This is a genomic window from Haloferax mediterranei ATCC 33500 (assembly GCF_000306765.2).
In the GTDB taxonomy this organism is placed as follows: Archaea; Halobacteriota; Halobacteria; order Halobacteriales; family Haloferacaceae; genus Haloferax; species Haloferax mediterranei.
The window spans coordinates 1,940,573-1,958,160 of record NC_017941.2; the positions used below are offsets into that span (position 1 = coordinate 1,940,573).

Below are 17,588 nucleotides of genomic sequence, written 5' to 3' on the forward strand. Positions count from 1 at the left end.
CGATGAGTAACACCGATTCTACGACCGAACCCCTCAAAATCGGCGTCCTCGGCTACCGATTCAGGCCCACCTTTTTCCGGTTCGGGGCCGCTTCGTGGCCCGCTCACCGGAAAAATCTGGACCAAAAAGTGCCACGAGACTCGGCCTTCGGCCTCGCTCGCGGTACTGAATCGGCTGGTGGGGTGACACAATGACTGAATCCCTCAAAATCGGCGTCCTCGGCTACCGATTCATGGGTAAGGCGCACGCGAACGCCCTCGCACGCCTGCCGATGTTCTTCCCCGACGCGCCGGACGTAGAGCGCTCCGTCATCGTCGGTCGCGACGAGGAAGCCCTCGCCGATGCCGCCGACCGCTTCGGCTTCGAGTCGACGGCGACGGACTGGCGCGACGTGGTCGGCGATGTGGACGTGTTCTACAACCTCGGGCCGAACCATCTCCACGCCGAACCGTCCATCGCGGCCCTCGAAGCCGGTGCACACGTCTTCTGTGAGAAACCGCTCGCCCCGACGCTCGAAGAAGCCGAAGAGATGCGCGACGCCGCCCGCGACGCCGACGGCGTGGCCGGATGCGCGTTCAACTACCGGTTCGTCCCGGCGATTCAGTACGCGAAGGGTCTCATCGAGGACGGCGAACTCGGTGAGATTCACCATGTCCGCGGACGCTACCTACAGGATTGGCTCGTCGACCCCGAAGCACCGTGGGCGTGGCGCATGGACAAAGACCTCGCCGGGTCCGGCGCGCTCGGCGACCTCGGTGCGCACACTATCGACCTCGTGCGCTTCCTCGTCGGGGATTCGGATGTCGCGGGCGACATTACACGCGTCTCCGGCCACCTCCAGACGTTCGTCGACGAGCGACCGGTGCCCGGAACGGACGAGTACAAACCCGTCACGGTCGACGACGCCTACACGGCACAGGCCGAGTTCGAAAACGGCGCAGTCGGCTCGTTCGAAGCCTCTCGATTCGCCGACGGCCACAAGAACGACCACACCATCGAGATTCACGGCTCCGAGGGGAGTCTGACGTTCTCGCTCGAACGCCTCAACGAACTGGAGGTAAAGACGGGCGACGCCCGCGGCTACGAGACCGTGCTCGTCACCGACGAGTCGGACCCCTACGTAGGAAACTGGTGGCCACCGGGCCACGTCATCGGCTGGGAACACACCTTCGTCCACGAGAACTACGAGTTCCTCACCGCCGTCGCAGAGCGGGCCGCTGCGGGCAGCCGGACGCAGTCCGGCGAGGCGGCCGAAGGTGGCGAGTTCCACCCATCGTTCGAGGACGCCTACGAGGTCCAAGAAGTGCTCGACGCCATCGAGCGGTCCGACGAGACCGGCGAGTGGGTCAGCCTCGAATAGGCTGAGATGAAACTAGGCCGACAGGATTTTTCACACGCTCTACCGACACGTAGTTGATGGTCCTCAGCCAGCCGCTCATCTTCGGCCTATTGGCCTTCGGTGCGGTCGTCAGCGTCGGCGCTGGCGTCGTGATTCGCCGTCTGGATGTTCATTCGGTTTCTCGACTGCAACTCGGCGTCACGGGACTCGTCGCTGGGACGCTCTTTCCGCTTGCCACGCTCGGCTCGGCCTACTTTCGCGTCGTTCCCGGTCCACTTTGGGACAACCTCGTGGTGAACGCGGTCGTCGTTTCGCTCCCGATTGGCGCGCTGTTCGGATTCCTCGGCTTCCCAGCGGGCACCTCGGCGAAAGCGCGTGCCGCCGCCTCGATTGGATTCGGCGCAGGCTGTGTCGTGCTGCTCGTCGGCGCACTCTTCGTTGGCCAACTCTGAAACCCGCGACGGTGAAAATGAGAACCGCGAATCAGAACGTCAGCACGCCCTCGTCGGTGATGACCTCGTCGATGAGGTCGACCGGCGTGGCGTCGTAGGCGGGGTTCTCCAACTCGATGCCTTCGACGGGTTCGAGCATTACTTCGGAGGGCGAGCGAATCTCGTTTTCGAAGCGGAAACCGTCGTCGACGACTTTCGCACCGGACCCGACGACAGTAACGGGGACGCCAACTTCGTTTGCGGCGGCGACGAGTGGGAACGTTCCGACGCGGTTGTACAGCGTGTCCTCGACGATACAGTCCATCCCGATGATGACGCGGTCGCACTTGGGAAGGAACAGTCCGGATGCACTGTCGACCAGCAGGTGCGGTTCGACGCCGTCGACATCGGCGAGTTCGCGTGCGAACTTGCGCCCGAGGTACCGTGGGCGGGCCTCGGTGAGGTAGGCGGTGAGTTCAGCGCCGTCGGCGACGGCGATTTCGACGGCTTCCATCACCGTCGACGAGTAGTCGTGCGTGAGGAACGTGTCTCCGTCTTCGATTGTCTTGGCCGCCTCTTGCGCCGCGCGGCGCTTGCCCGTCTCGACGTTCTCGACGACGCGGTTGATTGTTTTGTGGGTGAGTTCCCGCGCTTCATCGAGGCTGTCCGTCTCGCCCTGGACGCTCTGGAGAACGTCCTGCAAGGCGTTGTAGAGCGATGCATGCGATGGGTTTGCGCGCTTGAGTGCGCCGATGTTCCGTTCGAGGTCGCGCTCGAACTCCTCGACGGTCGCGTAGTCGCGCTCGGTCAACTCTGCGAGCGACTGCGTGGCCTTGACGGCGACGACCGAGGAGCTGTGCGTCTGCATCTCACGAATCTCCTCGATGGTCTCGTCTATCATACGCGAACGTCGCCGTATCGTGTGAAAGAGTTTCCGGCACTCACCGCCGGAGTGTCAGGTATCTGCTGGGGTCGTTAGGTATCTGCTGGGGTCGTTAGGTCTTTCTGGAAGTCGTCAGGTTCGGAGTCGGGGGTATCAGTCTTCGGTGCTAGTCTCGGCTTTGGTTTCAGGGTCACTTCCGCCGTCGCCCGCGTCGGTTCGCTTGGCGTAGATGAACAGGGCGATGGAGGTCACGAACCAGATGACTGCACCAACACGAATCGCGAATTCGGCGCGCGCACCCCACGTCTGTAGCCCAGCGTTCAACGAGAGGAGCGCAACGATGGGCGACCCGACGAGAATCGTCGTCACGAAGGTCATCTGCATGACCCATCCGTAATCGACACCCTCCGGATTCGTCCGCTCGACTAGTTGCACGGGTAGAGCTATCACGGCGGGGGCTAATGTGTGCCGGTTCCGGTCGGAATTTCGCGTTGTTTACGACCCGAATCAGTCGATACGCCGGGACGGTTACACCCCGGACCGCAAGGGTGACGCTCATAACCCGGACGTGCGAACGGCCTGCATGGTCACGGTACGTGCCCTTCGGTCGAAGGCTGGAAACGAGCCAATCACGATGCTTACGGCATACGATGCGTCGACGGCGCACATCGTCGACGACGTAGGTATCGACATCATTCTCGTCGGCGACAGCATGGGCAATACGGAACTCGGCTACGAGTCGACGCTGCCGGTGACAGTCGAAGAGATGCAGAGTCGAACCGGTGCGGTGGCGCGTGCAACCGACGATGCCCTCGTCGTCGCCGATATGCCCTTCCTCTCGTTCGGCGTGGACGAGGCATCGAGTATCGAGCACTGCGGACGAATGTTGAAGGAGGCCAACGCGGACGCGGTCAAACTCGAAAGCGGGCCGCACACCGTCGAGTTGACTGAGCAACTCGTTCAACTCGGCATCCCCGTGATGGCGCACCTCGGTCTCACGCCGCAGCGTGTCAAACAACTCGGCTACAGCAGACAGGGAACCGACCGGGATGCCGCCCGTGAAATCCTCGAACTTGCGGAGGCGCACGCCGATGCTGGCGCGTTTTCGCTCGTCCTCGAACACGTTCCCGCGAACGTCGCAAAGCAGGTCACGGAGGCAATCGACATTCCGACTATTGGCATCGGTGCGGGACCGGATTGCGACGGACAGGTCCTCGTCGTCGACGACGTCATCGGTATGAGCGACCGCGTGCCGCCCTTTGCAACCCAGTTCGGCGACGTGAAATCGGAGATGGAGAAGGCCGTCGGCGCGTACAAGGAGGCCGTCGAAGACGGCGAGTTCCCCGCCAAAGAACACAGTCACGTCGAAGACGACCTCGACGAGTTGTACTGAGAACTGACAGCAAGCCGGAATTTTTACCTCCTATTCGAGTCGGCGGTCGAGAAACGAGGTCACCGCGTCGTTGAACGCCGTCGGTTGCTCTAACATGGCGAGATGAGCGGCGTCTTCGACGGTTCCGAACTCGCAATCCGGAAGCTCGGCGGCGAGATATTCGTGGTATGACGGCGGTGTCAGGCGGTCGTGCTCGCCGACGAGCGCCAGCGTCGGAACGGTAATCTGGTCGAGGTCGTCGCGAACATCGAAGGTGTGACACGAGCGGAAGTCGCGTCGAGTGACGACCTGTCCCGCATCGTACATCGCTTCTTTCGACCCTTCGCGGAACCGCTCATCGTCCGTGTGTAGTAGTTTGTCTCCGCTGTGGAGAAACGAGATGGCGCGGTCGAAGTCGTTGTCGAGCCACGTCAGGAGATCATCGAGCACGGAGAGTTTAGCCCCAGTTCCGGTGAGAACCAGTGCATCGAGGTCGAGGTCGCGTTCGAGCGCAAGCGTCATCGCAACGGCACCGCCGAGGGAGTTCCCGACGAGGACGCTCGCCCCAGTTGCTTCGGCTACGGCGACCACGTCGTCGACGTAGGCAGAGAGCGTCTCGTAGCCGGGGGCGGCGTCAACATCGTCGCTGTCGCCGTGCCCGCTCAGGTCGAGCGCGGCAACCGGATAGTCGCTGGCGATGCGGAACTGTCCGCGCCAGACGGCGTGTGAGCCGCCGCTTCCGTGAATACACAGCACTGTCGGTCCTGTCCCGCCAGCGTCACGGTGTCGATATGCTATCGTCCGTCCGTGGTGGTCCACCGTAGCCGCGTCCATGGTGGAATCTGGACGCCGCGAGCGAATAAACCCCTACGCCGTGTCGGCCCGCCTTTGCTGCGCCGTGACCGTTCGTTTTCTCCGCTGTATCTATCTCTCTTCGGACGCACCGATTCGACCCTACAACGGACGCTCACCCCGTGTTCTCCCCGGTTCGTACAATAACCGGGATTGTAGCCACTAGATTGACGTTCCTCCGGTGTGAACTATACTGTGAGGTGTGACGAGTGTGAACCGCAATTCAACCAAAGTTCGGTAATACGCCACTGTCACCCGATTCACCGAAACAAGATTTAAATATACAAAGAGCTAACCTTAGGTTAGACTCACTATGAGCATGCAACAGTTCACCGGTGGAAACGAGCGTTTCATCCGCCGGTACGAATACGAAGACAGCTGGGTCATCGCGGCCGACGTCGCTCTCTCGGAAGACGAGATCGACGTCGATATCGTCGGCTCGACGGCCATCGTCGTGGCCAACACCGACGACCACGTGACCGAGACGGAGTTCGAACTCCCCGGCAGCGATGCCGATGTAGAGGTTCGAAACGGCGTGCTCACCATCACCATCCACAAATAAATGAAACTCATCGTCAAACCGCTCAAACAGAAGGACGCCGGCCGTGGACTCGCCGCAATCGACCGAGCCGCTGCCTCCGAACTCGACCTCGAAGGCGGCGACTTCATCCGCATCGAGGGGCCGAACGAGGGCACCGCAATCGCGCGCGTCTGGCCGGGCTACCCCGAAGACCAGGGAACGGGTATCATCCGCATCGATGGCCGTCTCCGCCAGCAGGCTGGCGTCGGTATCGACGACCGCGTCAACGTGGAGAAAGCAGACGTGAAACCCGCCAGTCGCGTCACCATCGCTCTCCCCCAGAACCTCCGTATCGGCGGAAACATCGGGACGTACATCCGCGATAAGCTCTCGGGGCAACCTGTCACGCAGGGTCAGAGTATCCAACTGCCGCTCGGCTTCGGTTTCATGAGCGCGTCGAGCCAGTCGGTGCCCATCAAGATTGCCTCGACTAATCCGGAGGGAACGGTCGTCGTCACCGACAACACTGAGTTCCAGGTGAGCCAGAAACCCGCCGAGCAGATTACAGAGACCGCGGCAGGTGACGGAAGCGGTCCATCCGTAACCTACGAAGACATCGGTGGTCTCGACAAGGAACTCGAACAGGTCCGAGAGATGATTGAACTGCCGATGCGTCACCCGGAACTGTTCAAGCGCCTCGGCATCGAGCCGCCGAAAGGTGTCCTCCTGCACGGCCCGCCGGGTACCGGAAAGACGCTCATCGCGAAGGCCGTCGCCAACGAAATCGACGCGTCCTTCCACACTATCTCCGGGCCGGAGATTATGTCGAAGTACTACGGAGAGTCCGAAGAACAACTCCGTGAAGTCTTCGAGGAAGCGACCGAGAACTCGCCAGCAATCGTCTTCATCGACGAACTCGACTCCATCGCGCCAAAGCGGGGTGAGGCCGGTGGCGACGTGGAACGCCGCGTCGTGGCCCAACTGCTCTCGCTGATGGACGGACTGGACGAACGTGGCGAAGTCGTCGTCATCGGTGCGACCAACCGCGTCGACGCCATCGACACGGCACTCCGTCGTGGTGGCCGGTTCGACCGCGAAATCGAAATCGGTGTTCCGGACCGCGACGGCCGCAAGGAGATTCTGCAGGTCCACACGCGGAACATGCCGCTTACGGACGACATCGACCTCGATGCCTACGCCGACAGCACCCACGGGTTCGTCGGTGCCGACCTCGAATCCCTCGCCAAGGAGTCGGCGATGCACGCACTGCGCCGCATCCGCCCGCAACTCGACCTCGAGGCCGAGGAAATCGACGCCGAAGTACTGGAGACGCTTCGCGTCACCGAGGACGACTTCAAACAGGCGCTCAAGGGTATCGAACCCTCGGCACTCCGCGAGGTGTTCGTCGAGGTCCCCGACGTTACGTGGAAAGATGTCGGCGGACTTGGAGATACCAAAGAACGCCTCCGCGAAACCATCCAGTGGCCCCTCGAATACCCCGAGGTGTTCCAGGCGATGGACATGGACGCCGCCAAGGGCGTCTTGATGTACGGTCCGCCGGGGACGGGGAAGACCCTTCTCGCCAAGGCCGTCGCCAACGAGGCGGAGTCGAACTTCATCTCAATCAAGGGGCCGGAACTCCTGAACAAGTTCGTCGGCGAGTCCGAAAAGGGCGTCCGCGAAGTGTTCAAGAAAGCCCGCGAGAACGCTCCGACTGTGGTGTTCTTCGACGAAATCGACTCCATCGCGGCCGAACGCGGCAGTGATACGACGAGTTCGGGTGTCACAGAACGCGTCGTCTCGCAACTCCTGACGGAGTTGGACGGTCTCGAAGCACTCGAAGACGTGGTCGTTATCGCCACGACGAACCGGCCGGACCTCATCGACGCGGCGCTCTTGCGCCCCGGTCGGCTGGACCGCCACGTCCACGTCCCCGTGCCGGACGAGGAGGCCCGTCGCGCCATCCTCGACGTGCACACGCGCGAGAAGCCGTTGGCCGACGATGTCGACCTCGACAAAATCGCGTCCAAAACCGAGGGGTACGTCGGTGCCGACCTCGAAGCCCTCGCCCGCGAGGCATCGATGAACGCCTCCCGCGAGTTCATCCAGAGTGTGAACAAAGAGGAAATCGACGAGAGCATCGGCAACGTCCGCGTAACGATGGAACACTTCGAAAACGCCCTCGACGAAATCGGCCCGAGCGTCACCGACGACGTGCGCCGCCGCTACGATGAAATCGAAGAACGCTTCCAAAAGAGCGAGGTCGAACGCGACCGCGATACCGGCGTCGGGCGGACCTTCCAGTAAACGGGCTGTAACCCGTCTCTAACCGGCTTCGTTCATTTCGACTCGCTGCTGTTTTTTGGCACATCTTTCGACTGCTGAAGCCACTTTTGACTCCACAATCGATACGTTCTTATCACTCTTGTCCGCTATGTAGGAATACGCAGTTCTCGGGATACGAAATTATCAACTAGTTCTACGTTCATTTCACCGGAAATCCGGTGTGCCCCTCCTCGTTTGTAAAGATAGTACTCGGCATTCGGTAGTCGGTTCTGCGTCTCGTGAGACCGCTCGAGTCTACAGAAACACGAGACGGTCCACAGGGTACTCTCGGAATCTACAGACGACGTCGTTGACGAAGAACTACTGGTGTCTACAGGCGGCGCAATTTACGAAACGTTGCCGACAAATCGCCGACCCTTCCGAGACTCAGGCGTCGATATCGTCGAGAATCGCTTCGGCGTGGCCCTCGGGCGAGACGCCCTCGTAGACCTGTTCGATAGCGCCGTCGGGGCCGACGATGTACGTGTTCCGGAAGACACCGTCGAACGTGTTTCCGAACATGTTCTTTTCGCCGTACGAATCGTACTTCGTCGAGACGCTTCCGTCCTCGTCCGAGAGGAGGGTAAACGGCAGGTCGTACTTTTCGGTAAACGAGTCGAGGTCCGAAACGGGGTCGTCGCTGATGCCGATGACGGCTACGTCGCGGGCTTCGAACTCGTCCCACGCATCCCGGAAGCCGCAGGCTTCGGTGGTACAGCCCGGTGTGTCCGCTCGCGGGTAGAAGTAGACGACGACGTGTTCGCCGTGGAAGTCCGAAAGCGAGACGGTGTCGCCGTGCTGGTCAGACAGTTCGAAGTCGGGAGCCTCGTCGCCAATTTCGAGCATTGCTCCCAGTTCAAGCGGCGCAAAGAAGGGTCTTTCTCACTCGAGTTTTTCCGCGGCACCGCGCTCGACAAGTGGGTCGACGTTGGCGGCGGGGAGCGTCACCACGTCCTCGTTGGCGAGGTCGTATTCGCGTTCGTCGACGCCGAGAATAGTTCCCACGTCGGCGGTGATTCGGACTGTCTCGCGTTCGTCGGCGAGACCCGAAAGTGGGTCGTCTTCGGTGGAGTCCGTACCGCTGCCACTCGTTGGGTCGTCGCCACCAACGACGGCCGCCGCTTCGTCGGTAGGACGGTCCGTTGCGGAGGCGTCGGCACCGTCAGCTGAGGACTGGGATGTCGAGTCGCTCGTACCGGTTCCCATCGCGTCGGCGAGTACGTCGCCGGCGTCTGCTGCAGGTGAGCCAGCGTCGGTAGTCGACCCGGCCGTCTCCGAGTCCGGTTCGTCCGGCGGAAAAGCTGGCTCCGAGTCGGGTGCCTGTGCGGTGTCCGACGATGGCATTGGGTTTGCTGCCGAGTCGGGACCTGTCCCCGTCGGCTCCGAAGTCGACACGTCAGTCGCCGACACCTCGGTCGGTGCGGAATCAGCAGCCGCAACGTCTTCGAGTGCCGAGAGGACGATTCCGCGATTTTCCTCGATTCGAGCGACCAAATCGTCGAACAGTTGCTGTTCTTCGTGAGTCAGGCCGGCCGTCTCGGATGACATGCCGGCGGCAGCGAAACTTGCGGCCTTGACGACCTTGCCGACGCGGCGTTCGTAGATAGACGTTACCACCTCTTCTGCGGTCTCGATTTCGTCGGTGAGGCGCCGGATTTCGGGAGAATAAGGGGTTCCGAGCTGTTCGGCTTTCTGCTGTCGCTTCGCTTTCTGTTGGGCAATATACTCCGCAACGTCCTCGTAGAACGACTCGCGGAGTTGCTGTAAGCTATCTTTCTGTCGCTCCGTCCGAAGCACACTCCTGAGGTCGTCTACGTTCATTCTGTCACCTTCTCAGCTCGACCGCGGGTCATGAGAAACACCCCGAGGCTTTCGCGTACCGACTGCACACCGGATGTGAGTGTAAAGGTATCGCCATCGAACGTCACCTCACCGGGGTCGGTGACTTTGATGGAAACCTCACTTCCGCGGAAGCGGTCCGGAACGGCGTCGACCAGCGGGTCGAACGCCTCGATTTCGTCGCGAGCGAGGGGTTCGACGACGAGTCCCGAACCACCGTGGAGGCTCTTCGGGAGTCGAATCAGCCGCTTCGTGTCGGTCGTCACGGGTTCGTCTATCGGTGACGTTTCGTCTTCGACGGTCTCCCGAGCGAGTGATTCGACCAGTGTTCGAACGCCGGGACCACCGGCTTCGACGTTCCCCTCGCGGATGGCGTCCGGATTATTCCGGAACGCGCCGAGGATGGTCTTCGCTCGACCGTCGCCGATGCCGTCGAGTTCCTTCAGCCGTTCGAGCGCTGCCTCCTCTTCCATGTCCATCAGGCCGTCGACGAAGTCGAGGAGTCTGCGGTGCGTGCGGCGGCCCCACCCGCCTTCGGCTCGGAGGACCCGCTGTGTCGTCGTGCCGTGCTGTCGAGTCTCGATGAGCGCGTCGAAGTCGAGGTCGATGGCGCGGATGTAATCGACGACTTCGCGGCGCGCCTCGCTGTCGAGACCGCGGATAGACTCGTCGCGCACGTGGACGTGGTATCCGCGGCCGCCCGAGAAGACCGCTTGCATCTCGTCGAAGTCGAAATCGTCTTCGAGAAGGTCGAGGAGGTCCAAAAGTGCCTGCTTGCCCGCTTCGAGCATGTCGGCGTAACCGGTCGTCTCGGGGTCGACACCGGGGAGGTGGTCGGCGTCGATATCGAATACGAGGTCGGCTTCTCGCCAACCTTTGTCGTCCATCGTCGCCGCGCCGGGGTCGGCAAACCGGGCCGACGAGAAGTAGACGTGCCGGGGCGCACTGCGGGCGAGGTAGTCCGAGAGCTCACCCAAATCGAGTAACGACTGGTGGCGGTGCATTCGTGTTCCGCCAGCCGACCACGGGATGACGCCCCACTCCCGCTCGTCGGGGGCGGGTGGGAGCGGAACGTCGGTACTCCGGTAGTAGTCACCGAAGCGACCTTCGAGATACTCGCGTGTGCGCCCATCCATACACCCCGGATTCCGGAGGCGGGGCTAAAGCGATTACGTCTCTGCGCGCCCGTGGGCGACTCTCTCACCGTGCGCACGTTTTGTTGTTTGCTAGCTAACACCTAGCCATGTCTGAGATGTCGTACACACGGCTCTGAACGACCGGTCTAGAAGTCTCACGACTTTGTCTCGGCTGTATGAACTTCGGGTCCGGCGCGGACTGGATGATGAACGACCGTGAGGCGAGTCTCGAACTCCTCGACGAGAACCTCGGTGCACTCGAAATCGACCTGACCGACGACGAGATGGCACGTATCGAAGCGCCGAAGACGCCGCAGGGCCGGTGCCGGGTAAAGACTAATACATTATAGGACAAACATATTCAATAATAATTATAAATCGGTGGATTGACTGAAGTCCGGACTGCCGGTAATATTGACAAGTAATTTACTACAACAGCGGTAGTGGCCAGCACCAAAACTATAAATAATCATTGATTGTAGATTACAAACTGTAATGGTTGATATTGACTCTCACACGAGTAAGCGAACTGGCGTCTCTCGCCGCAGTTTCGTAAAGGCTGCCGGCGCATCGGGCGTCGCCGTCGGACTCGCCGGTTGTATTAGCACAGATGGAGGGGGTGGAAACGGTGGTGGTGGAGCGGACACTGATACGCCGATTAACACTGAAGCACCCACAGAAGACATCACGGTCCAGTGGGCCGCCGACACTCGCGTCGGAAACGCAAAGGAGGAAGTATTTCAAGCGCTCCGGGATGCCGGTCTCCCGGAAAACATCACCGTCGAAATCATCGCCGGGTCGCAGGTGACGGACAACCGTCAGGCGCAGTACCAGCAGTGGCTCGGTGGTGACCGTTCGGAACCAACGCTTCTCATGATGGACAGTGGGTGGACGATTCCGTTTATCGCCCGCAACCTCCTACAGAATTTCTCGAAGTCGCTCCCGAGTGAGATGGTGTCAACCATCGAAGACGAATACTTCCAGGCCAGCGTCTCGACGGCGAAAGGGACAGACGGCGACCTCTACGGGCAACCGCTCTTCCCGGACTTCCCGACGATGCAGTATCGCAAGGACCTGCTCCGGAATGCGGGCTACACTGACGCCGATTTCGAGACGTGGGCGACCGAATCCATGTCTTGGGCGGAATTCTCGAAGGTTACGAAGGAAGCACTCGACGCCAACGATGTCAAGCACGGCTACACGTTCCAGGCAAACGTCTACGAGGGTCTGTCGTGCTGTGACTTCAACGAGTTCATGACCTCGTACGGCGGCGCGTACTTCGGCGGCCGAGACAACCTCTTCGGCCCCGTCGGCGACCGTCCCATCACAGTCGAAGAAGAACCCGTACTCGACGCCATTCGAATGGTCCGCACGCTCATCCACGGCGAGGATGACGAGCACTCGCTCGACGGTATCACGGGCAAGGTTTCGCCCGAAGCCGTTCTCCAGTGGACCGAAGAACCGTCGCGCAAACCGTTCACCGGTGGCGACGCCGTCATGCACCGCAACTGGCCGTACTCCATCGTCATCAACGGTGCCGAGCCGTCGGCAGAAAACGACCAGACCGGATTCGGTGAAGACCTCGGTGTCATGCCGATTCCGTACGGCGTCACACCCGAGAACGCCAAGTACGAGGGTACTGGTGGCCCGGTCGCAGCCCTCGGTGGCTGGCACATGACGATGAACCCGAACGCCACGGACAAGAAAAAGCAGGCAGCAGTGCAGGTGCTGAAGACGATGCAAGACGAGCAGTTCCAGCTCGACCTCTTCGAGATTATCGGCTGGATTCCGCCCCGACCGTCGCTTCTCGACTCCGAGCAAGCGAAACAGGTGCCTATCATCGGTCGCTACCTCGACGCCCTAAAGGTCGCCGGAGAAAACGCCATTCCGCGTCCAGTTACCGTCGTCTGGCCCCAGCAGTCCGGGAAAATCGCTCAGGAAGTCAACAACGCGATGGCTCGGGAGAAGACGCCCGAGCAGGCGATGTCCGACCTCGCCTCACAGCTGGAACAAACCGAGCAGAATGCGTAGAGTAACGTCTTTACCGAGACGCACCAAATACATACGTTAACATTTGACATGGCAACAGAACAACAATCTGGGGAGGCGCTTTCCGAAACCCAGCGAAGCGGCCCGTATTCGTCGGTCGTCAACTGGATGGAGACGCTCTCGGAGACGCAGTTCGCGTACCTGCTTCTCGCACCCGCACTCATCCTGTTAGGGGTCATTGCGGTCTACCCGCTCGTGTCGACGTTCAGCATGTCGCTTTTCGCCGACCAGATAACGGGGACCGCACGACTTGGTGAGTTCGTCGGGTTGCAGAACTACGTCGACCTGTTTACTGGCGCGCGAGACTTTGCGCTCCCATCGGCCTTCCTCCCGACATTCACGACAGAATTCCCGTTCGTAACAGACATTTATTCGAGCGCGCTGATGGTGACGCTCATCTTCACCGTGTTCAGCGTGCTCTTCGAAACGCTCATCGGCTTCGGTCAGGCGCTCATTTTGGACCAGGACTTCCGCGGTCGGAGATGGGTCCGCGTTGCCATCATCATCCCGTGGGCTGTGCCCATCGTCATTCAGGGGATGATTTGGTTCCTGATGTTCCAGCCGAACATCGGGTTCCTCGTCGGCACGACCGACAACCCGGCCATCATGAACCAACTCGGCCTCATCGGAACGACACCGCTGCGCGACACCGCAGACGCGTTGTTCCTCATCATCGTGGCTGACGTGTGGAAGACTTCGGCATTCATGGCGCTTCTCATCCTCGCCGGGATGCAGAGCATCGACCGCTCGCTGTACGACGTGGCGAAGGTCGCTGGCGCGTCGCGTTGGCAGCAGTTCAAGCTCATCACCTTTCCGCTCATCCTGCCGACGGTATTGGTTGCGATGCTGTTCCGCACCATCGACGCGATGCGAGTTTACGGTATCATCGAGACGATGGCGGGATGTCAGACCGTCCCGTCGTTGTCGTGTCTCGTCGTCACCACGTTCAACGCACCGCTGTACGGGACCTCGGCGACAGTGGCGTTCGTCACCGCCGGTATCATCGCCATCGTGGTCTCCGTATACATCGTGAACTTCGCCAGTGAGGGAATCTAACATGCCCGACGAAAACCCGGAAATCGGTCTCGGCGCCGAAGACGCAGAGATAAAACGAGGACCGCTCGGTCGGTGGGTCAACACGGCTATCAAAAACCCCGACAGAGTCTACCGCGCGATGTTCTACGTCGCAACGGTGTTCTTCCTCGTCACGACACTCTTCCCGTTCTACTGGCTCCTCGTCTTGGCGCTCACACCGAATCGCCTCATCACCGACATGGGACTGGCCCCGAAGGGGTTCAACCCCGAGGTGTTCATCACGATGTTCGAACGGGTACCGTTCCACTGGTACATGTTCAATAGCTTCGTGCTCGGTATCACGACGACCGTACTCGTGTTGCTCATCGCAAGCCTCGCGGGCTACGTCTTCGGACGCCTCCGCTTCCCCGGGAAGAGCCTACTGATGCTCGGCATTCTCGCCATCTCGTACTTCCCGCCAGCGGCGTTCCTCCTCCCGCTTTTCGAACTGTTCACCGGAAACACCGCCATTAGCATCGGCACGGTAACCATCTCGACGCCGGACCTGTTCAACACGCCGGCACCGATGGTGTTCCCGTTCAGCGCGTTGTTCCTGCCGCTTTCCATCTTCATCCTTACAACCTTCTACGGGCAGATTCCCGACGGGTTGGAAGATGCGGCGCGGGTCGAAGGAACGACTCGTCTCGGGGCGCTTTTCCGCGTCATCGTGCCGCTTTCGGCACCCGGCGTGGCTACTGCGGGAGTGCTCACGTTCATCTCGGTGTACAACGAGTTCTTCTTCTCGTTCTTGATGAACAACGGTGAAGCCTCCTCGTGGGCACCTATCGTCGCTGGTATTCTGAAATATCAGGGCCAGTTCGACACCCCGTTCAACCTGATGGCCGCCGCCTCCATCGTGGGGGTCTTACCCGTGGCCATCCTTGTCATAATTGCGCAGGAACGTATCGTGAGTGGACTGACTGCAGGAGCACTGAAGGAGTAACTATGGGAGACGTTAAACTCGAACACGTAAGCAAGCACTACGGCGACGTAACGGCGGTCGACGACATGAACCTCGAAATCGAGGATGGTGAATTCATCTGCCTCGTCGGTCCGTCGGGGTGTGGGAAGTCGACGACGATGGAGATGATTGCCGGGTTGACCATCCCCTCGGAAGGGAAGGTCTTCATCGGCGACCGCGAGGTCACGAATCTCCCACCGAAGGACCGCGGAGTGGCGATGGTGTTCCAGAACATCGCGCTGTTCCCGCACATGAACGTATACGACAACATCTCCTTCGGGCTTCGACTCCGAAACTACGACAAAGAGGAGATTCAACACCGCGTCGAACGCGCCGCGGATGTCGTCCAACTCGAAGGAATGCTCGAACGCATGCCCGACGAGATGTCCGGCGGTCAGCGCCAGCGCGTCGCTATAGCCCGCGCAATCGTCCGAAACCCCGGCGTGTTCCTCATGGACGAACCGCTCGCGAACCTCGACGCGAAACTTCGCGTCCACATGCGGACCGAACTCCAGCGCCTGCACAAGGAACTGGACACGACCATCATCTACGTCACACACGACCAGGCGGAGGCGATGACGATGTCTGACCGCATCGCAGTTATCGATTCGGGACAACTCCAGCAGATTGACCCACCGCTGGTCTGCTACAACGAACCCGAGAACCTGTTCGTCGCCGGGTTCATCGGGTCGCCCTCGATGAACTTCCTCGACGGTGAAGTCACCGAATACGGATTCGAATCGACGTACATCAGCGTCGAGTTCGACCCCGCGAAGCTGGGGGTCGAGGTCGGAACCGACGTGACGATGGGTATCCGCCCCGAGGACGTGTACCTCCGCGAAGACCAGGGCCTCGTGTCGAACCCCAGCCACCAAATCGACGCGATGACGGACGTGCTGGAGCCGATGGGCGACGAAATCTTCGTCTACCTGAAGCTCTCCGAGGAGGCTCACGCCGACCTCGAAGACACAACCGGCGTCATCAACGACCAACTGCTGATGAGCGTCGCTCCCGACGCGGACATCGAAGATGACGAGGACGTCACGGTCGTCCTCGACCGTTCGCGGGTCCACCTCTTCGATACGGAGACTGGAAAGGCAATCAGCCACGGCATCGAAAGCGGTATCCAGGCAAGCGGCGCGCCCGGCACGGAGGCCGAAAGCGACGACTGAGTCTGGATTCGACCATCCGCCGTCGACCACGTAGCACCTCCAAGCCTCACGATACGCCACCTACCACACAACACCTTTCGAACGACCAACCACCTACCGAACACGCACAACACCTTTCGAACGACCAACCACCTTCCAAACCCCACACTCACACACCATGGTTACCGAAATCGGCTTGTTCTACCTCGTCGGGATGACGGTTCTGTTCTTCTTCTGGGCGTACGGAATCGTCTCGTTCGTTCTCGACCTGAAGAACAAGTTCATCCCAAAAGGGCGGCAGTACCTCCGCGGACGGCGACGCCTTAAGGAAGAACAGAAACGCGAAAAAGAGCGTCAGGAACGCGAGGAGCAACTCTACTAAGACGAGACACTCCCACTGGCCGCCAACGACGGCCACGATTCCTGCCGCCTCTTGTCGGTTCTGGTAAATCAGGCCAAAGAACGTGAAACTTAACACCAGTAGTAGTTAATAATTATCTCATGAGTACAGCGTCATCGGCCCGGGTCGGTATCATCGGACTCGGAAACATCGGACACCACCACGCAGACCGGTTAGTCGACCTCGGTGCAACCCTCGTCGGCGGTCTCGACATTCAGGCGGACGCGCGCCGTCGGTTCGCAGAGAAGTACGACGTGAACACCTACGAGGAGAAAGAAGAACTGTTCGCGGAGGTCGACGCCGTCGTCATCACGACACCGAATCGCTTCCACGAGGAGTACGCCGTCGCCGCGCTCGATGCGGGACTCGACGTCTTACTCGAAAAGCCGCTCGCACACTCGCTGGAGTCTGCCGAGCGCATCGCCGCCGCTTCTGAACGGGCGGACGGCTTCTGTATGGTCGGGTTCAACAACCGCTTTGCCAACCCGGTCGAAGTTATCCGTCACCACCGCGAGACTGGCCGTTTCGGCGACATCACCCACGTGGAAGCCAACTACGTCCGACGACGCGGTATCCCCGGTCGCGGTTCGTGGTTCACCTCGAAGGACATCGCCGGTGGCGGTTCGCTTATCGACATCGGTGTCCACGCAATCGACCTCGCGCTCTACTTCCTCGACTTCCCCGAAGTCGTCGAAGTCTCCGGTATCACTCGCTCCGAGTTCGGCGACCGCGACGACTACACCTTCGTCGAGATGTGGGGCGACGACGTCGGACCGGAAGGCTTCGACGTGGACGACTCCGCCAGCGCGTTCATCCGCACTGACGAGGGCACGACCATCTCCCTCGAAGTCGCGTGGGCAACGAATCGCCCGACCAACGACGAGTTCTTCCTCCGCGGTACTGAGGGCGGCGTCCGGTTCGACCGCGCGAGTCACGAACTCCAGTTCTACGAGGGCGGCGTCGGCGGCGGAAACCACCTTTCGACCGCCGATATCGACACGCAAGCCAACGACACCCACAAGACGGAACAGCAGGTCTTCCTCGACGCAGTCGCGGCGGGCGAACATCCCGGTCGAAACACGGTCGAACAGGGCCTTGCCGTCCAGCGCGTCATCGACGCCATCTACCGTTCGTCCGAGGAGGGTCAATCGGTCCGCCTCGATACGCTCGAAACGCCGCCCGTGAACTAACCTCTACACAGCGCCACCATCCCGAAAACAGCGCTTCCTCCCAAACAGCGAAACACACCCACCCCA

General features: G+C 60.7%; 18 protein-coding genes and 1 pseudogene. 13 read left to right on the top strand and 6 right to left on the bottom strand.

The genetic code is table 11. The features are described from left to right. The first annotated feature begins 2 nt into the window (after positions 1-2). Genes HFX_RS19675 through HFX_RS09945 form a run of 3 tightly spaced genes read left to right on the top strand, consistent with a single transcriptional unit; the run spans position 3 to position 1,791 of the window. Positions 3-194 (top strand): hypothetical protein, encoded by a 192-nt coding sequence (locus HFX_RS19675; protein WP_137685674.1) that lies wholly within the window; start codon positions 3-5, stop codon positions 192-194. After that, the gene (locus HFX_RS09940) at positions 191-1,360 is read left to right on the top strand and encodes a Gfo/Idh/MocA family protein (protein WP_004060199.1); all 1,170 of its coding nucleotides are present in this window, start codon (positions 191-193) and stop codon (positions 1,358-1,360) included. Before HFX_RS19675 ends, HFX_RS09940 begins: the two co-directional genes overlap by 4 nt. 56 nt (positions 1,361-1,416) lie before the next feature. Next, positions 1,417-1,791, top strand: a complete 375-nt coding sequence (locus HFX_RS09945; protein ID WP_004060198.1) for a hypothetical protein — start codon at positions 1,417-1,419, stop codon at positions 1,789-1,791. A gap of 31 nt (positions 1,792-1,822) precedes the next feature. On the opposite strand, the gene HFX_RS09950 is transcribed toward HFX_RS09945, so the two are convergent. Next, positions 1,823-2,671 (bottom strand): translation initiation factor eIF-2B, encoded by an 849-nt coding sequence (locus HFX_RS09950; protein ID WP_004060197.1) that lies wholly within the window; start codon positions 2,669-2,671, stop codon positions 1,823-1,825. Between the two features lie 135 nt (positions 2,672-2,806). Further along, entirely contained in the window at positions 2,807-3,088 is a 282-nt protein-coding gene (locus HFX_RS09955; protein WP_014732551.1) for a DUF5822 domain-containing protein, read from the bottom strand. Between the two features lie 148 nt (positions 3,089-3,236). Between HFX_RS09955 and panB the strand changes: the two genes are divergently transcribed. Further along, positions 3,237-4,046, top strand: coding sequence for a 3-methyl-2-oxobutanoate hydroxymethyltransferase (gene panB, locus HFX_RS09960; RefSeq protein WP_004060195.1), 810 nt, complete (start codon positions 3,237-3,239; stop codon positions 4,044-4,046). 30 nt (positions 4,047-4,076) lie between these two features. Here panB and HFX_RS09965 read toward each other — a convergent pair whose 3' ends face one another. Further along, complete coding sequence (locus HFX_RS09965; RefSeq protein WP_004060194.1) at positions 4,077-4,859, bottom strand: alpha/beta fold hydrolase; 783 nt, start codon at positions 4,857-4,859, stop codon at positions 4,077-4,079. Positions 4,860-5,190: 331 nt separating this feature from the next. On the opposite strand from HFX_RS09965, the gene HFX_RS09970 reads away from it, so the two are divergent. Together HFX_RS09970 and HFX_RS09975 are read left to right on the top strand one after the other, a co-directional pair. Continuing rightward, a complete protein-coding gene (locus tag HFX_RS09970; protein WP_014732550.1) occupies positions 5,191-5,439 on the top strand; it encodes a DUF7127 family protein in 249 nt (82 codons plus the stop codon). Then, positions 5,440-7,704 carry a CDC48 family AAA ATPase gene (locus HFX_RS09975; protein WP_004060192.1) on the top strand — a complete coding sequence of 755 codons (2,265 nt, stop codon included), beginning with the start codon at positions 5,440-5,442 and terminating at the stop codon, positions 7,702-7,704. Positions 7,705-8,109: 405 nt separating this feature from the next. Here HFX_RS09975 and bcp read toward each other — a convergent pair whose 3' ends face one another. The 3 genes from bcp to priS are packed head-to-tail and all read right to left on the bottom strand — an operon-like array spanning position 8,110 to position 10,697. Continuing rightward, positions 8,110-8,568, bottom strand: a complete 459-nt coding sequence (gene bcp / locus HFX_RS09980; protein WP_004060191.1) for a thioredoxin-dependent thiol peroxidase — start codon at positions 8,566-8,568, stop codon at positions 8,110-8,112. 36 nt (positions 8,569-8,604) lie between these two features. Continuing rightward, positions 8,605-9,543 carry a hypothetical protein gene (locus tag HFX_RS09985; RefSeq protein WP_004060190.1) on the bottom strand — a complete coding sequence of 313 codons (939 nt, stop codon included), beginning with the start codon at positions 9,541-9,543 and terminating at the stop codon, positions 8,605-8,607. Next, positions 9,540-10,697: a DNA primase small subunit PriS gene (gene priS, locus HFX_RS09990; RefSeq protein WP_004060189.1), complete on the bottom strand. Its 1,158-nt coding sequence runs from the start codon at positions 10,695-10,697 to the stop codon at positions 9,540-9,542. The genes HFX_RS09985 and priS overlap by 4 nt, the downstream gene beginning before the upstream one ends. A 107-nt stretch (positions 10,698-10,804) precedes the next feature. Between priS and HFX_RS20290 the strand changes: the two are divergent. From HFX_RS20290 to HFX_RS10020, 7 genes and pseudogenes are all read left to right on the top strand, one after another. After that, positions 10,805-10,954: pseudogene (locus HFX_RS20290) on the top strand (aldo/keto reductase); the annotation flags it as partial. A 238-nt stretch (positions 10,955-11,192) separates the two neighbouring features. After that, a complete protein-coding gene (locus HFX_RS09995) occupies positions 11,193-12,728 on the top strand; it encodes a substrate-binding domain-containing protein (protein ID WP_004060187.1) in 1,536 nt (511 codons plus the stop codon). Between the two features lie 126 nt (positions 12,729-12,854). Next, positions 12,855-13,802, top strand: coding sequence for a carbohydrate ABC transporter permease (locus HFX_RS10000; protein ID WP_049917512.1), 948 nt, complete (start codon positions 12,855-12,857; stop codon positions 13,800-13,802). 1 nt (position 13,803) lies between these two features. Continuing rightward, complete coding sequence (locus HFX_RS10005; protein WP_004060185.1) at positions 13,804-14,763, top strand: carbohydrate ABC transporter permease; 960 nt, start codon at positions 13,804-13,806, stop codon at positions 14,761-14,763. 2 nt (positions 14,764-14,765) lie between these two features. Further along, positions 14,766-15,953: an ABC transporter ATP-binding protein gene (locus tag HFX_RS10010; RefSeq protein WP_004060184.1), complete on the top strand. Its 1,188-nt coding sequence runs from the start codon at positions 14,766-14,768 to the stop codon at positions 15,951-15,953. Positions 15,954-16,110: 157 nt separating this feature from the next. Further along, positions 16,111-16,314 (top strand): hypothetical protein, encoded by a 204-nt coding sequence (locus HFX_RS10015; protein WP_004060183.1) that lies wholly within the window; start codon positions 16,111-16,113, stop codon positions 16,312-16,314. Positions 16,315-16,433: 119 nt separating this feature from the next. Beyond that, on the top strand, positions 16,434-17,522 hold the full coding sequence (locus tag HFX_RS10020) for a Gfo/Idh/MocA family protein (RefSeq protein ID WP_004060182.1): 1,089 nt from the start codon (positions 16,434-16,436) through the stop codon (positions 17,520-17,522). Positions 17,523-17,588 lie beyond the last annotated feature (66 nt).

Coding starts and splice junctions, on each gene's coding strand:
- bcp (WP_004060191.1), bottom strand. CDS start 8,568: ATGCTCGAAATTGGCGACGAGGCTCCCGACTTCGAACTGTCTGACCAG.
- HFX_RS10020 (WP_004060182.1), top strand. CDS start 16,434: ATGAGTACAGCGTCATCGGCCCGGGTCGGTATCATCGGACTCGGAAAC.
- HFX_RS10010 (WP_004060184.1), top strand. CDS start 14,766: ATGGGAGACGTTAAACTCGAACACGTAAGCAAGCACTACGGCGACGTA.
- HFX_RS09965 (WP_004060194.1), bottom strand. CDS start 4,859: ATGGACGCGGCTACGGTGGACCACCACGGACGGACGATAGCATATCGA.
- HFX_RS09945 (WP_004060198.1), top strand. CDS start 1,417: ATGGTCCTCAGCCAGCCGCTCATCTTCGGCCTATTGGCCTTCGGTGCG.
- HFX_RS09950 (WP_004060197.1), bottom strand. CDS start 2,671: ATGATAGACGAGACCATCGAGGAGATTCGTGAGATGCAGACGCACAGC.
- HFX_RS10005 (WP_004060185.1), top strand. CDS start 13,804: ATGCCCGACGAAAACCCGGAAATCGGTCTCGGCGCCGAAGACGCAGAG.
- HFX_RS09985 (WP_004060190.1), bottom strand. CDS start 9,543: ATGAACGTAGACGACCTCAGGAGTGTGCTTCGGACGGAGCGACAGAAA.
- panB (WP_004060195.1), top strand. CDS start 3,237: ATGGTCACGGTACGTGCCCTTCGGTCGAAGGCTGGAAACGAGCCAATC.
- HFX_RS19675 (WP_137685674.1), top strand. CDS start 3: ATGAGTAACACCGATTCTACGACCGAACCCCTCAAAATCGGCGTCCTC.
- HFX_RS09970 (WP_014732550.1), top strand. CDS start 5,191: ATGAGCATGCAACAGTTCACCGGTGGAAACGAGCGTTTCATCCGCCGG.
- HFX_RS09975 (WP_004060192.1), top strand. CDS start 5,440: ATGAAACTCATCGTCAAACCGCTCAAACAGAAGGACGCCGGCCGTGGA.
- HFX_RS10000 (WP_049917512.1), top strand. CDS start 12,855: ATGGAGACGCTCTCGGAGACGCAGTTCGCGTACCTGCTTCTCGCACCC.
- HFX_RS10015 (WP_004060183.1), top strand. CDS start 16,111: ATGGTTACCGAAATCGGCTTGTTCTACCTCGTCGGGATGACGGTTCTG.
- HFX_RS09995 (WP_004060187.1), top strand. CDS start 11,193: ATGGTTGATATTGACTCTCACACGAGTAAGCGAACTGGCGTCTCTCGC.
- priS (WP_004060189.1), bottom strand. CDS start 10,697: ATGGATGGGCGCACACGCGAGTATCTCGAAGGTCGCTTCGGTGACTAC.
- HFX_RS09940 (WP_004060199.1), top strand. CDS start 191: ATGACTGAATCCCTCAAAATCGGCGTCCTCGGCTACCGATTCATGGGT.